This window comes from Lentzea sp. NPDC058450 (assembly GCF_042721395.1).
GTDB lineage: Bacteria > Actinomycetota > Actinomycetes > Mycobacteriales > Pseudonocardiaceae > Lentzea.
In genome coordinates, this window is sequence record NZ_JBHXLO010000033.1 from 1 (window position 1) to 13,904 (window position 13,904).

Annotated in this window: 12 protein-coding genes; 7 read left to right on the forward strand and 5 right to left on the reverse strand. The window is 70.3% G+C overall.

The genetic code is table 11. The annotated features are described in order from the left end of the window. Window positions 1-117 precede the first annotated feature (117 nt). Entirely contained in the window at window positions 118-900 is a 783-nt protein-coding gene (locus tag ACFWNN_RS36400) for an IclR family transcriptional regulator (protein ID WP_382444494.1), read from the reverse strand. Window positions 901-1,052: 152 nt separating this feature from the next. Between ACFWNN_RS36400 and ACFWNN_RS36405 the strand changes: the two genes are divergently transcribed. Then, the gene (locus ACFWNN_RS36405) at window positions 1,053-1,370 is read left to right on the forward strand and encodes a bifunctional 3-phenylpropionate/cinnamic acid dioxygenase ferredoxin subunit (protein ID WP_382444495.1); all 318 of its coding nucleotides are present in this window, start codon (window positions 1,053-1,055) and stop codon (window positions 1,368-1,370) included. Window positions 1,371-1,383: 13 nt separating this feature from the next. Here the strand turns inward: ACFWNN_RS36405 and ACFWNN_RS36410 are convergent, their stop codons facing one another. Next, complete coding sequence (locus tag ACFWNN_RS36410; RefSeq protein WP_382444496.1) at window positions 1,384-2,142, reverse strand: SDR family oxidoreductase; 759 nt, start codon at window positions 2,140-2,142, stop codon at window positions 1,384-1,386. Between the two features lie 60 nt (window positions 2,143-2,202). Here ACFWNN_RS36410 and ACFWNN_RS36415 point away from each other — a divergent pair, with 60 nt between their 5' ends. Both ACFWNN_RS36415 and ACFWNN_RS36420 read left to right on the forward strand, forming a co-directional pair. Then, window positions 2,203-3,438 carry an MFS transporter gene (locus ACFWNN_RS36415; RefSeq protein WP_382444497.1) on the forward strand — a complete coding sequence of 412 codons (1,236 nt, stop codon included), beginning with the start codon at window positions 2,203-2,205 and terminating at the stop codon, window positions 3,436-3,438. A 5-nt stretch (window positions 3,439-3,443) separates the two neighbouring features. Further along, on the forward strand, window positions 3,444-4,052 hold the full coding sequence (locus tag ACFWNN_RS36420) for a TetR/AcrR family transcriptional regulator (protein WP_382444498.1): 609 nt from the start codon (window positions 3,444-3,446) through the stop codon (window positions 4,050-4,052). Here ACFWNN_RS36420 and ACFWNN_RS36425 read toward each other — a convergent pair. Further along, window positions 4,049-5,440: a pyridoxal phosphate-dependent decarboxylase family protein gene (locus ACFWNN_RS36425; RefSeq protein ID WP_382444499.1), complete on the reverse strand. Its 1,392-nt coding sequence runs from the start codon at window positions 5,438-5,440 to the stop codon at window positions 4,049-4,051. The two genes, ACFWNN_RS36420 and ACFWNN_RS36425, sit on opposite strands and share 4 nt — an antisense overlap. Window positions 5,441-5,521: 81 nt before the next feature. On the opposite strand from ACFWNN_RS36425, the gene ACFWNN_RS36430 reads away from it, so the two are divergent. From ACFWNN_RS36430 to ACFWNN_RS36440, 3 genes are all read left to right on the forward strand, one after another. Beyond that, complete coding sequence (locus ACFWNN_RS36430) at window positions 5,522-5,959, forward strand: Lrp/AsnC family transcriptional regulator (RefSeq protein WP_382444500.1); 438 nt, start codon at window positions 5,522-5,524, stop codon at window positions 5,957-5,959. A 111-nt stretch (window positions 5,960-6,070) separates the two neighbouring features. Further along, entirely contained in the window at window positions 6,071-7,282 is a 1,212-nt protein-coding gene (locus ACFWNN_RS36435) for a sensor histidine kinase (RefSeq protein WP_382444501.1), read from the forward strand. After that, a complete protein-coding gene (locus ACFWNN_RS36440) occupies window positions 7,279-7,941 on the forward strand; it encodes a response regulator (RefSeq protein ID WP_382444502.1) in 663 nt (220 codons plus the stop codon). The genes ACFWNN_RS36435 and ACFWNN_RS36440 overlap by 4 nt, the downstream gene beginning before the upstream one ends. On the opposite strand, the gene ACFWNN_RS36445 is transcribed toward ACFWNN_RS36440, so the two are convergent. Together ACFWNN_RS36445 and ACFWNN_RS36450 are read right to left on the reverse strand one after the other, a co-directional pair. Next, window positions 7,938-10,832, reverse strand: a complete 2,895-nt coding sequence (locus tag ACFWNN_RS36445; protein WP_382444503.1) for an ATP-binding protein — start codon at window positions 10,830-10,832, stop codon at window positions 7,938-7,940. The two genes, ACFWNN_RS36440 and ACFWNN_RS36445, sit on opposite strands and share 4 nt — an antisense overlap. Before the next feature lie 90 nt (window positions 10,833-10,922). After that, window positions 10,923-12,071, reverse strand: a complete 1,149-nt coding sequence (locus ACFWNN_RS36450) for an RNA-guided endonuclease InsQ/TnpB family protein (protein WP_382444504.1) — start codon at window positions 12,069-12,071, stop codon at window positions 10,923-10,925. Between the two features lie 270 nt (window positions 12,072-12,341). Between ACFWNN_RS36450 and ACFWNN_RS36455 the strand changes: the two genes are divergently transcribed. Beyond that, a complete protein-coding gene (locus ACFWNN_RS36455) occupies window positions 12,342-13,904 on the forward strand; it encodes a S8 family serine peptidase (protein WP_382444505.1) in 1,563 nt (520 codons plus the stop codon).

Sequence of the window (13,904 nt, forward strand, 5' to 3'; positions counted from 1 at the left end):
GGCGCTTTTCAGCCCGGCCTTTTCCGGCCGATGAGCGCCTCGCAAGGGCCCCGAAGTCAAGCCCCAATCTCTATCGACGCGCAGCGGCGATGACGTAACCAAAGCTCGTCAAGGTTTTCACGCAACCGCATGCCCCATCCGAATCGACAGATCCCGAGAAGCCACCCTCAACTCCTCCACGATCTCCGGCATCCGAGTCTGCGACAACCGATAAGCCGGCCCAGCCGCACTGATAGCCGCCACCACATCCCCACCAGCCCCAAACACCGGCACAGCAACGGCGTGCAGCCCAGCCTCCAACTCCTCCATGCAAGTAGCGAACCCATCCTCAGCAGTCCGCCGCAAAACCCGCCGCAACCGCCCAGGATCGGTAATCGTCCGAGGCGCACAAGCAACAAGCTCCCCAGCCAGCAACCGATCCTGCTCAGAATCCGAAGCAGCAGCCAGCAAAACCTTGCCGCTAGACGTCGCATGCAACGGAGTCCGCTGCCCAACCCAGTTCTGCGCGGCCACCGCAGACCCACCCCGAGCCTGAGAAACGTTCAAAGCCACATCCCCGTCCAGAACGGCGATGTTGACCGTCTCCCCCAGCCGATCGGCGAGGTCAACACAAACCGGCCCACCGACCCGCACGTAGTCGATCGGACCGGACACCGCCCCGGCGAACCGGCGCATGCCGAGGCCGATCCGGAACGGGCCGCGTTCACCGTCCTGCTCGACCAACTCACGGGCCTGCAGGGTGTACACGAGTCTGGACGCCGAGGACTTGTGCACGCCGAGTTCGGCGGCGATCTCGGTGATGCCCGCCTCGCCGTTGCGGGCCAGCAGTTCCAGGACGGTCACCGCCCGATCGACCGATTGCACGAGCGCAGGGTCGCGCCCTTCCCCGTTGTTGCCCATCACGCAACGGTATCCGATTGGCGCAACAGTGTCCGTTTACAACCCTGCAACGAACACCCAGCAGGGAATCCCTTGACGGGCTTCATGATCCTCAGTCATCCTCGCTGTTGCGTATCGCACGCCTAGTTCCGTAATACGCAACGGAGGGTCTCATGATCACCGCCTGCACCGTCGAAGACCTGCCGCCCGGCGAGTCCGTGCGCGTCGAGGGCGATCCCGCCATCGCGGTCTTCAACGCCGACGGCGAGTTCTACGCGATCGACGACACGTGCACGCACCAGGACGCGTCGCTCTCCGAGGGCTGGCTGGAGGGCTGCTTCGTCGAGTGTCCGTTGCACGCCGCGAGTTTCGACCTGCGCACCGGCGTCCCCACCTGCCTGCCGGCCAAGCGGGCGGTGCGCACGTACCCCGTCGTCGTGCAGGACGGCATGATCTACGTCGACACCGGCAGCCGCGAAGCCGTCGCCTGACCCGCACCACAGCTCACAGGCACTCCGACAGGGCCGCCGCTCGCCGTTCGAGGTGCGGCCCGACGTCGTAGCCGGTGAAGATCCACGGCGAGCGCTTCTCCATGCCCGCCACCACCATCTCGCCCACCTCGTCCACGCTCGGGCCGCCGGCAAGAAACGCCGAGACGGCCGGCACCAGGTCGGAGCGCAGGCCCACCGAGGCGTGCGCCGCCCGCGTGTTCTCGACGATGCCCGTGTCGACGGGTCCCGGGCACAGCACGCTCACGTCGACGCCGCGCTCCATCACGTTGAGCCGCAACGACTCCGACAGGCCGACCACCGCGAACTTCGACGTCGCGTACAGGAGGTTCGGGTCGGACACGAGCCCGGCCGCGGACGCCGTGTTCACGACGTAGCCGGAACCGCGCGCGAGCATCGAAGGCAGGAACGTCTGCACGCCGTTGATCACGCCGGTCAGGTTCACGGCCATCGCGAGATCCCACTTCTCGTACGTCAGCGAGTCGACCGCCGAGTGCGGCACGATGCCGGCGTTGTTGAACAGCAGGTCCACCGGCCCCACCTCCGCAGCAACCGCGGCGAACGCCGGACGGTCGCGCACGTCCAGCAGGTGAGTCGAGGCGCCCAACTCCGCGCCGGCCTCCAGCAGCGAGACCTCCGAGACGTCGGCCAAAGCCAGGCGCACCCCACGCCGCGCCAACGCCCGCGCGATGCCCAGGCCGATCCCCCGCGCACCACCGGTGATGAACGCCGTCGACCCCGCCCAGTCCCTCATCGAGCCTCCTCTATGCCAGCCTGACGACACTATGTTGACTGACACAGTAGCCTGCTCAGCATGCCTATGAAGTCAGAGCCGACGCTCCGGGACGTCTTCGCGACCGGCGGGCGCGCCACCATCGCGGTGCTGGCCGGGCTCCAGGTGCTCGACAGCGTCGACGGCGTGCTGTTCGTGGTCTTCGCGCCCGAGATCCGCACGTCGCTCGGCATCAGCACGGGCGCGGTCGGGATCCTCGGCGCGCTGGCCGGGGTGATGGTCGCGGCCGCCGCGCTGCCACTCGGGCTGCTCGGGGATCGGCACAGCCGCACGAGGATCGCCGGCATCGCCACGGTCGTCTGGGCCGCGGCGGCCGCGCTGCTCGGCCTCGTCCACAGCCTGTGGCAGGCCGTCGCCGTCCGGATCGTGGCGGGCGCGGGCAAGGCGAACGAGGGGCCGATCCAGTCGTCGCTGCTCACCGACGCCTACCCGGCACACGGACGCGGGCGGGTGCTCGGCCTGCACCGGGCCGGCCAGCCCCTCGGCATCGTCGTCGGTCCGCTGATCGCCGCCGCGTTCGCAGCGGCGATCCCTGCCGAGCACGACCCGTGGCGCTGGGCGTTCGCGTTCCTCGCCGTGCCGGCCCTGCTCCTGGGCATCGCGGCCTACCGGCTGCCCGAGCCACCTCGACGCACCACGAGAAGCGGCACCTTCAGCCAACTCAAGAAGATCCGCACGTTCACCGGCGTGATGGTCGCGCTCGGGGCGTTCGGCGTGTCCGTCACGACCGTGCCGATCTACCTGGCCGTCATCCTCGAAGAGCAGCTGCACCAGGGCGCGGCGGCCCGCGGCGTGATCACGTCCGTGTGCGCGGCCGGCGGACTGCTCGGCGCCGCACTCGGCGGGTTGGTGAGCGACCGGGTGTTCCGCCGCTCGCCGGGAGCGTGCCTGCACCTCGCGGCCGGCGCGTTGTCCGTGCTGGGCATCGGGTTCGCCGTGCAGGCCCACGCGCCGGACGTCACGACCTACGTCGCGATCGGCGTGCTCACCCAGGCGATGACGTTCGCGGGCATCGTCCCGCTGAGCCTGGTCGTCGCCTCGGTGACGCCGGAGGAGTTCCGGGCGACCGCGTTCGGGCTGGTCGGGGCGTTCACGGCGGTGGTCGGCGGTCTCGGCGGCGCAGCCCTCACCGGCGTGGCGGAGAAGATCGTCGGCGCACAGGCCGCGGTCGCCCTCGTCGCCCCCGCGGCCTCCGTGATCGCCGGCCTGGTGCTCGTCCGGACCGCGCGGCACGTGCCGGGAGAGGTCGTACGATGATCGCCGTGAACTCCCCTGGGACGCGCCGGATCGACGAGATCGGCGACGAGAGCCGCCGCCGCATCCTGGACGCCGCCGAGGAGCTCTTCGCGGAACGCGGGTTCGACCGGACGTCCTTTGTGGACATCGCCAGGCGGTCGGGCATCAGCCGCGGCTCGATCCCGTGGCACTTCAAGAACAAGGACGGCCTCGTGATGGCCGTGGTCGAGCGGGCGGTCGCCCGGATCTGGCCCGCCGAGCGGTACGACGCGGTGCCGTCGCTCGCCGAGGTGTTCGGGGAGACGGCCGAACTGCTCAGGACCGGCAACTCCGCCCTGGTCTTCATGATCCTGGTCGAGGCGCTGGGCGAACGGGGCGTCGTGCACGACCAGTACCGCGAGTTCTTCACCCGCAGGCGGGCGGGCATCGAGGAACTGCTGCGCCTCAAACGCCCCGCCACCGCCGATCCCGAACGGGCCGCCGACCAGGAGCGCACCGCCGCCGTGGCGTTGAACGGCGCGCTCCTGGGCATTCACCTCCAGGCCCTGGTCGATCCGGAGAACGTCGACCTCGACGCGGCGCTGGTGTCGATCGCGACGATGTTCGACCGCAACCTCGCCGACGTCTGGCGCTAGCGGAGCCGGTCGAGGATCAGGTCGATGTCCGCCTCGGACGTGCGGTGGTTGGTGACGCACGCCCGGATGCCGCGTTTCCCCGCCACCACAACGGGTCCGAGCAACGCGACGTTCTCGGCGGCCAGCTTCTCGAGCAACGCCGTGTGCTGCTCGGGCGTGTAGCCGTCGACCTGGAAGCACACGGCGGTCAGCGTCACGGGAGCCAGCAACGTCAGGCCCGGCGTCTCCTCGATGCCCCGGCCAAGGCGTTGCGCAAGTTCCAACGTCCGCTCGTTGGCGTCGCGGAAGGCCTTGACCCCGAACGCCTGCAGAGCGCTCCACACCTTGAAAGCCTTGAAGTTGCGGGAGAGCTGCGGCCCGTAGTCCATGTAGTCGGTCATCAGCGGGTCGTCGGCGACCGTCAGGTACGACGAGTCGAACGCGTACGCGTCGCGCAGCTTGGCACCGTCGCGGACGAGCAGACAGCCCGCCTCCAGCGACGCGTACAGCAGCTTGTGCGGGTCCAACGTGATCGAGTCCGCACGCGCGCAGCCGCCCATCAGGTCGCGCATCTGGTCGGACAGCAGGAAAAGCGCGCCGTACGCCCCGTCGACGTGCAGCCACAGGTCCTCCGCCGCGCACAGGTCGGCGATCTCGTCGATCGGGTCGACCGACCCGGTCGAGACCGTCCCGCAGGTGGCGACGACGCACCACGGCCGCAGACCGTCCGCCCGGTCCTGCGCGATCGCCGAGCGCAACGCGGCGACGTCCATGCGGTGACGCACGTCCGTGGCGATGTGGCGGACGTTGTCGAGACCGATGCCGAGGATCGCGGCGGCCTTGTCGACACTGCGGTGCGCCTCCACCGAGGTGTAGACGACGAGCGGCGCGGCCGAGCGCTGCAGACCGGTCGCGTGGAAGTCGGGCACGCGGTCGTGCAGTGCCGTCGCGAGCGCCTGCAACGTCGCCAGCGAACCACCACCGGTCAGGATTCCCTTGGCGCCACTGGGAAATCCGACGACCGAGGCCAGCCACTCCAGCACGGACCGTTCGACCACGCTGGCCGCCGGGGACAGCTGCCAGAAGTTGCAGTTCTGGTTCAGCGCGGCCGCCATCGCCTCGGCGTACGGCGCGATCGCGTTCGGCGGACCGAGCACGTAGGCGAGGAACCGCGGGTGCGCGACCGTCGTCGAGCTGGGCAGGATCGTGTCCTCCCAGCGGTCGAACATCCCGTCCACGCCGACGCCGTGCTCCGGCATCGGGGTGGCGAGCAGTGCCGCCAGCGCCTCCCGGTCCGGTTCCGGGAGGATGTCGGCCTTGGCCAGGCCGCGCTCGTAGCCGTCCAGCAGGGCGAGCAGCCGTGCCCCTGCCCGCTCGCGTTCGTCGTCGGTCAGCAGAAGTTCGTTCACGCCAAGCAGATTAGGCTTCAGGGCGCGGCACACGATTGCTACTTCAGCCCCGCAGATCGCCGATCGTGGCATGATCTGCCAATGGACCGGATCGATCGCGCAATCATCCGCCACCTCCAGGAGGACGGTCGTCTCACCAACACCGAACTCGCGGACAAGGTGGGGCTCACGCCGTCGCCGTGCCTGCGGCGGGTGCGGGCGCTGGAGGAGGCCGGGGTGATCACCGGCTACCACGCCGCGATCAGCCCCGCCGCGCTCGGTCGCGGCTTCCGGGTGCTCCTGCACATCGACCTCGCCGTCCAGGACACGGCGACCATCGAGGCGTTCGAGTCGAAGATCGCGGAGATCGACGCCGTCGAGCAGTGCGTGCGGATGTTCGGGCAGCCCGACTACCACCTGTGGATCGCCGTCGCGGACATCCAGGCCTACGAGCAGCTGTACATGTCGGCGCTCACGAGCCTGCCCGGTGTGGCGCGCACGAACTCGCAGTTCCCGATGAAGACCGTGCTACCCCGGTAGCACGCGAAGAGTGCGCCCGCGTACGACGACTTCCGCGCGCGATCTTGCGACCGTTCTCGCATGATCAGAGCTCGATCGGCACCTGATGTAGGTTCGACTTCCGTGGGGGCGGTGGGGCGAGTGTTCGCTGAGGTCAGGCAGTTCTTCGTCATCGGGCTCGCCACGGTGTCCGGCGTCGGCAGGCTCGACCGCACGCCGTCCCCGGCACCCTGGCACCGCGTCCGCGTCTCGTTCACGGTCGTCGCCGCCGTGGTGGTCCTCGTCCTGGACCTGATGAACCCGCCCGGAAGGTGGGGCTGGTACTACCCCGTCAACGGCTGGTGGTTCACCGCGGCAGCGGCGGCGTCCGTGCTGCTCACCCCGATCCGTCCGCTCGCGGCGTGGCGGGTGTCGGTGCTGCTGCTGACGGTGACGCCGCAGATCAACTGGCTCTGGAGCGACGACTGGTTCTGGCCCTGGTCGCCCGGCCTGATCCTGGCTGCCGTCACGGTGCTGCTGGTCGTCGGCCAGAACTACCGGCAGATGGTCCTGACCTGGGTCTTCGTCGTCACCGCCGGACTCGTGTGCCTGCTGTTCTCGGGCGACACGCTGTACATGCTGGTGATCTGCGCGATCATCGGCGCGCCGCTCGTCCTCGGCAACGCCCTGCGGTTGCGGCGCGTCGCCGAGGCCCGCGGCGCCGAACAGCAGACGCGTGCCACCACGTTGGAGGAACGCGCGGTCATCGCCCGCGAGCTGCACGACGTCGTGGCACACCACATGTCCGTGCTCGCGCTACGGGCCGGCAGCGCGCGCTACCGGTTCGCCGACGTGCCACCGGACCTGCTCACCGAGTTCGACGAGATGCAGTCCACCGCACGCGAGGGCCTCACCGAGATGCGGCGGCTGCTGGGTGTGCTGCGCAACTCCGACGGCGTGCTGGAGACCGCACCCCAGCCGCGCGTCGAGGAGATCGCCGAGCTGGTCGACCGGTTGCGCGGCGCCGGGGTCGTGATCTCGCTGCGGGTCGACGCGGACCTGACGGACGTGCCGGACGGTGTGGCGCTGTCCGCGTACCGGATCGTCCAGGAGGCGCTGAGCAACGCCGTGCGACACGCACCGGGGTCCACTGTGGACGTCGAGCTCTCCGTTGCCGCCGGGCAACTGCGGCTGCTGGTCACGAACGACCTGCCGGTCGAGCCACCGAGTGACGGCAAGGCCAGGCACGGCCTGCTCGGCATGCGGGAACGGGTCGCGACGCTCGGCGGCGAGTTCCGTGCGGGGCAGGAGAACGGGGGATTCGTCGTGGCAGTGACGCTGCCACTGAACGGGGGACGAGCTTGAGCATCAAGGTCCTGATCGTCGACGACCAGACGATGGTCCGGCAGAGCTTCCACGCCGTGCTCAACGCACAGCCGGACATCACGGTCGTGGGCGAGGCGGGCAACGGCGCCGACGCCGTGCACGCCGCCATCCGCGACCGCCCCGACGTGGTGCTGATGGACGTCCGCATGCCGGTCATGGACGGCCTGGAGGCGGCCCGCGAGATCCTCGGCGACCCCGACCTCGACACCCGCGTCCTGATGCTCACGACGTTCGACATCGACGAGTACGTCTACGGGGCGCTGCGGGCGGGCGCGAGCGGGTTCCTGCTGAAGGACGCGCCGCTGGACGACCTGGTCAACGCCGTGCGGGTGGTCGCGGCGGGCAACGCGCTGTTCGCCCCGGCCGTGACGCGCCGGTTGATCGCGGAGTTCGCCGCCCGTCCCGATCCGGTGGCCCCCGAACGCGCGGGCCGCCTCACCGCGCAGGAGCTGAAGGTGCTGCGGCTGGTCGCTCGGGGGCTGTCGAACACCGAGATCGCGGCCGCGCTGGTGATCGTGGAGCAGACGGCGAAGACGCACGTCAGCAGGGTGTTCGCGAAGCTCGGGGTGCGGGACCGCGCGCAGGCGATCGTGGCCGCCTACGAGATGGGCATCGTGGTGCCGGGAGAGAACAACTAGGCGAGGTCCTCGGCCTGGAGTTCCGCCCGCGACGACACCCCGAGCTTGCGCAGCACCCGTGCCGCGTGCTGCTCCACGGTCCGCGGCGACAGGAACAGCACGTCCGCGATCTTGCGGTTCGTGTGCCCGGCCACCAGCAGCCGCGCGACCTCCTGCTCCCGCGGCGACAACGCGTCGCCGTACCCGCGCCTCCCCCGCCGGGACGGCTTGCCGCCGCCGATGCTGCGCAGCTGGTGCCGGCACCGGGCGGCGTCGCGCGTGGCCCCGAGCCCGTCGAACGTGTCCACCAGCGCCGACAGGATCTCGGCCGCCTTCTCCTGGTCACCGGGCAACAGGCAGGCGGCCTCCCGTTCGGCCACCAGCGCGGTCAGGTACGGCGCGGGCAACGCCGAGTACCGGTCGGCGGCCTCCCGGTACAGCTCCAGAGCCTCCTCCTGGCCGCGGGCCTCGGCCAGCAACCCGCGGCACCAGGCCAGCGCGGCGAACGCCATCGGCGCGTCCCGGCCCTCGATACCCGCAGAGATCTCCTCGATCAACGTCTCGGCGTCCGTCTCACGCCCGGCCGCGAGGAAGGTCGCCACGGCGACGGGCCCGAGCTCGGTCGCCCACACCCAGACGCCCTTCGCCCGCACGATCGCGAGCCCCCGGTCGACGTCCACGCAGGCGCGGGTGACCTCGTCCTGGGCGAGCATGGTCCGCGCCAGAGCGGCACAGCCGGCGATCGCGACCGGGGTGATCGACTCCTCCGGGGCGAACGCACCGGTCTCGGTCAGGTAGCTGGTGGCCTCCGCCCACTCCCCGCGTGCCGTGGCGAGCGAGCCGAGGATCAGGCACAGCTCGCTGGCCAGCGGGAACAGGTCGCGGTACTCGTCGAGCAACGTCTCGGCGCGCTCGGCCAGGCCGTCCCAGTCGCCGGTCAGCCAGTCCAGCCGGGCCCGCGTGGCGTGGGCGGTGCTGGCGGTGAACGGGGCACCGCACTCGGCCGCGAACCGCAGGCCGTCGCGCAGCAGGTCGGCGCACAGCCCGAAATGACCGGTGGTGGTCAGGGCGTCGGCCAGGTTGCAGTGGGCGCGGGCGAGCTGGCGCAGCTCGCCGGGCGTGGTGGCGGGCGAGAACCCCCACGAGGGCAGCACCGACGGGTCGCCGAGGTGCATCTTGGAGCCGACCTCGTTGGCGTAGAGAGCCATCCGGTGCTCGGGATCGGTCGCCGACGCCCGCGTGACGCTGATCCGCTCGAGCCACGGCAGCACCTCGCTCATCGGCGCCATGCCCAGGTAGGACAGCCCCAGCACGGCCTCGCCGCGTGCGGCCAGGTCAGGGCACTCGGTCAGGTCGGCGACGGCCCGTTCGAGCTCGGAGCGGGCCTCCTCGATGCCGCCGGCCTGGCGGATCAGCAGCACGCCCCGGTAGTGCCGGACCTGCCCCCGCGCGGCGGTCGACAGACGGCGGTCGGAGAGCAGCCGTTCCAGCGTCTCGGTCGGATCGAGCTGGTCCAGGCCCTGGTGGGCGATCTGGCCGAGCTTGATCGCCAGCCGGTCGACGTCGGCGGCGGGCACGGCCGAGTCCACCAGCAGCTTCTGCAGCAACGCCGTCGCCGTGCCCGCGTCACCGATCTCCACGGCCCGGTCGGCGGCGGCCTCGCCGTAGCGCAGCCACGCCGCCGTGCTCCCGGCCCGTTCGGAGTGCTCGGCGAGCTGGACCAACGGCTTGGGTTCGACCTGGTCCAGCACCTCGACGGCCCGCTGGTGCAGCTCGGTCCGGTCGGGTCCGCTCAACGTGTCGTAGACGGCCTGCTGCGCCAGCGCGTGCCGGAAGCCGTACCGCCGTGGGCCGACCTCGTGCAGCACGTGCCCCGTCAGGGCGTGCGTCAACGCCGCGCTGCTCTCGCCCAGACGCGCGACAGATCCCAGCAGCTCCACCCCGGCCGGAGCCCCCAGCACCGCCGCCGCCTGCACCAGCCGGACCGCATCGGACGGCAACGCGGCCAGGCGTTCGGCGATCGCGTCGCGCAGCAGCACCGGAACGTCCACGTTGTCGAGCAGCCGCCGGGCCGTGGCACCGTCCGCGTGCACCGCGCCCGCCGGATTCCGCAACGCCCGCAACGTCTCCTCGACCACGAACGGAATCCCGGCCGTGCGTTCGTGCAGCTTGGCCGCGAACTCGGCCGACACCGGCTCGCCGTCGAGGATCGCGGACGTCAGCGCCCGCACCTCGGCCACGTCCAGCGACTCCAGTTCGAGCAACGCGCTGGTGATCCCGGTCGGCGGCCGGTACGCCGACCCCAGCGGCACCCCGCCGGGCACGTCCTCGCGCCGGTACGTGACCACGATGGACAGATTCGCGGGCGGATCCCCCATCAGGAACCGCAACAGCTGCCGCGACCCGTCGTCGGCCCAGTGCAGGTCCTCCACGACCAGTAGCACGGGCCCGAGCACGCCGAGCAGTTCCCGCAACGCGCGGAAGAACCGATGGCGCTCAGCACGGGGATCACCGGTCGGCGGAGGGGCCTCAGGCAGGTACGAAGCCAGTTCCGGCAACGGTCCGGCCAGCACGCCCGCCACCGGGCTCAGCCGCGAGTGGTTGCGCGCCAGGCGTTCCGTGCAGTCGCGCAACGCCTCGAGCACCGCGCCGTACGGGAACGGCTCTCCCACCGGCTGGCAGTGGCCCATGAGGACGGCGATCGGCCCGAGGTCGGCGTCGAGCAGCTCGCGCACCAGGCGGGACTTCCCGACGCCCGCCTCGCCCTCGATCATGATCACGGCGGGCTGGCTGGGCACGGCGGCCCGCAGCGCGCCGAGCTGGTCACCTCGCCCCACCAGCACCGGCGAGCTGGTGCGCATCAGTCCGGTGGGGTCGCAGCGCCGCGCCCTGGACTTCGGTGTCCGGCTCATCCGCATCGATGTTAGGTCATGAACTCGTCCCTGAAGGATCGAGCTTGCCAGCCGCCGCGAGCGGCGGTGTGCAGGCTTGCTGCTGCCGTCCTAGCCGGCTGCCAGGATGGGCGCTGCGTGTGGACGCATGACTTCGCCCCAGCGCACGACACCGCGAGCCGCGATGTTGTGCGCCGCGTTGTGATCGGCGTGCCCAACGAAGTCACACCGGCCGCACTGGAACACCGCCTGACTGCGGCGGTTGCGTTTGTCGACGTGCCCGCACACGTGGCAGGTCTGCGAGGTGTAGGCCGGATCGACCTGCACCACGGCGGTACCAGCCCGCTGGGCCTTGTAGGTCAGGAATCGACCGAGCTGAGCGAATGCCCAGGAGTGCAGCGTGGCCCGTTGGGGCTTGCGAAGCCGTACCCGTGCGCGGATCCCCGTCAGTTCCTCGACGGCGATCCCGCGTCCGGTGCGTTCAGCCTCGGCCACGATGTTCTTGCTGACCCGGTGGTTCACGTCGGCCGCGAACCGCGCCTCCTTGCGGCGGCGCTTCTTCAGCAACCGTCTCGCGGACGCTGTCTTCTTGGCCTGCAACCGTTTCCGGATTCGCTCCTGGCGTGCGCGGTAGCGGTTCAGGCCCGACCCGCAGAACCGGTCGCCATCAGAGGTGGTCGCGATGTTGACGATGCCCTGGTCGACACTGAGGAACCCGTTCGCCGGTTCCTGCCGGACAGCCTCGGGACTGTCGACCACAGCATGGAGCAGCCACACCCCTTCCCGGTACAGCAGATCGGTTTCCCCGATCGCCTGCTGTGAACGCAGCAGACCGAGATGGCGGGGACTTCCGACGATCCGCACGCCGCGGAGCCGTCCGGCGACCGTCCAGATCGACACCGTTCCGTCCCGGCCCGCACCACCGAGCTGCCAGGACAGGCAGCGGGCGTCGAACGGCTGTGCCGCTCGCGGACGGAACCTGATCGGGGTGTCCTCGACCTTTCGGCGCCGCTTCGACCCGGGCGGCCCGTAGTTGCCGGCCTTGAGGCCGGCCCGCAGGGTCGTGTAAGCGTCCACGGTCTTTCCGATGACCCGGATCGCCGGTTGGGCGGCCAGCCCGAACCGTTCTCGCAGGTCGACGTAGAGGTGCTTCTGCACGTCGAACTTCCGGAACACCTGGTCGGCGCACATCCGCTCAGACAGCCAGGAAGCTGCCGTGTTGCAGGCGTGCAGGGTGTCGGCCGGCGCCGACGCCTGCAACGGGCCACGACTCCCACGGACGCCGGGAACGCAGAATCATCTCCACCCTTCCCGTCAGCCTGGTCCCCGTCACGAAGTGCCGCGAGCCGCGCACGCCGAGACCAGCTCCTCCTGGCTGTGAACGACCAGGGTCCTCCCGAACGGAGTTATAGGTGAAAGACGGGTATCCCTACGTAGAGATATCCGGATTGTTCGTCGTTCCGGGCCGACCGATGGTGATCGGCACGTGCCGCCCATCCCTGCCGTGGCGGCCAGAACGGAGAACCCGAGATGCGACTCGATCGCACAACACGCGTGCTCGCGGCCACGGGCCTCGGCCTCGCCGTCGTGGCGGCGGTGAGCAGCCCTGTCATGGCCCAGACCGGCTCCATCCAGAAGACGGCGCAGCCCGTCGCGGGCAGCTACATCGTCGTGTTCAAGGACGGCAACAGCGACGCCCCGACGACGAACGCAAAGGCGCTCGACCTCGCCCGCAAGCACGGCGGCAAGGTCAGCAACACCTACGTGGCGTCGGTGCGCGGCTTCGCGGTGAAGCTGGACGAGGCGGCGGCCAAGCGGCTCGCGGCCGACCCTGCCGTCGCCTACGTGCAGCAGGACGGCTGGGCGCGGATGTCCGACACCCAGGCGAACCCGACGTGGGGCCTCGACCGGATCGACCAGGCGAACCTCCCCGTCGACCAGAAGTACACGTACCCGAACACCGCCTCGAACGTGACCGCGTACATCCTGGACACCGGGATCTACAAGCAGCACAGCGAGTTCGAGGGCCGGGCCAAGGACGGCTACGACTTCATCGACAACGACGCGGACGCGTCGGACTGCCAGGGCCACGGCACGCACGTCGCCGGCACCGTCGGGTCGAAGACGTACGGCGTGGCGAAGCAGGTCAACCTGGTCGCCGTGCGCGTGCTCGACTGCTCGGGCAACGGCCAGTACTCCCAGATCATCAAGGGCATCGACTGGGTCGCGCAGAACGCGAAGAAGCCCGCCGTGGCGAACATGAGCCTCGGCGGCGGCGCGGACTCCACTGTGGACAACGCGGTGAAGCGCGCGATCGCGGCGGGTGTGACGTTCGGCCTGGCGGCGGGCAACAACAACGGCGACGCCTGCCAGACCTCCCCCGCCCGCACGCCGGAGGCCATCACGGTCGCGGCGAGCGACTCGGCCGACAAGCGGTCGATCTACACCGGCGGGCAGGCCTCGAACTGGGGCTCCTGCGTCGACATCTTCGGGCCCGGCTCGAACATCCTGTCGACCAAGAACGGCGGCGGCACGACGACGATGGGCGGCACCTCGATGGCCACCCCGCACGTCGTCGGTGCCGCCGCTCTGTACGTGTCCGCGAACCCGAACGCCACCCCTGCCCAGGTTCGCGACGCGCTGGTGAACAACGCCACGACCGGCAAGATCACCGACCTGCAAGGCTCGCCGAACAAGCTGCTCAACATCAGCTTCATCGGCGGCGGTGGCCCGGACCCCGAGCCCTGTGCCGCGGCCACCAACGGTGACGACGTGTCCATTCCGGACAACAACACCGCGGTGTCCTCGTCGGTGAACGTCACCGGCTGCACGGGCAAGGCGTCCGGCGCCACCAAGGTGAAGGTGGACATCAACCACCCGTACACCGCTGACCTGGCCATCGACCTGGTCGGTCCGTCCGGCGCCACCTACAGCCTCAAGAAGGCCAAGGGCGCGACCTCGACCGGTGGCGTGCACGAGACCTACACGGTCGACGCCTCCGCCGAGAACCGCAACGGCACGTGGAAGCTGCAGGTCACCGACGTCTGGACGTACGACGCCGGGAACATCGACTCCTGGACCCTGACGTTCTGA

Coding starts and splice junctions, on each gene's coding strand:
- ACFWNN_RS36400 (WP_382444494.1), bottom strand. CDS start 900: ATGGGCAACAACGGGGAAGGGCGCGACCCTGCGCTCGTGCAATCGGTC.
- ACFWNN_RS36455 (WP_382444505.1), top strand. CDS start 12,342: ATGCGACTCGATCGCACAACACGCGTGCTCGCGGCCACGGGCCTCGGC.
- ACFWNN_RS36430 (WP_382444500.1), top strand. CDS start 5,522: ATGGACCGGATCGATCGCGCAATCATCCGCCACCTCCAGGAGGACGGT.
- ACFWNN_RS36445 (WP_382444503.1), bottom strand. CDS start 10,832: ATGAGCCGGACACCGAAGTCCAGGGCGCGGCGCTGCGACCCCACCGGA.
- ACFWNN_RS36415 (WP_382444497.1), top strand. CDS start 2,203: ATGCCTATGAAGTCAGAGCCGACGCTCCGGGACGTCTTCGCGACCGGC.
- ACFWNN_RS36405 (WP_382444495.1), top strand. CDS start 1,053: ATGATCACCGCCTGCACCGTCGAAGACCTGCCGCCCGGCGAGTCCGTG.
- ACFWNN_RS36410 (WP_382444496.1), bottom strand. CDS start 2,142: ATGAGGGACTGGGCGGGGTCGACGGCGTTCATCACCGGTGGTGCGCGG.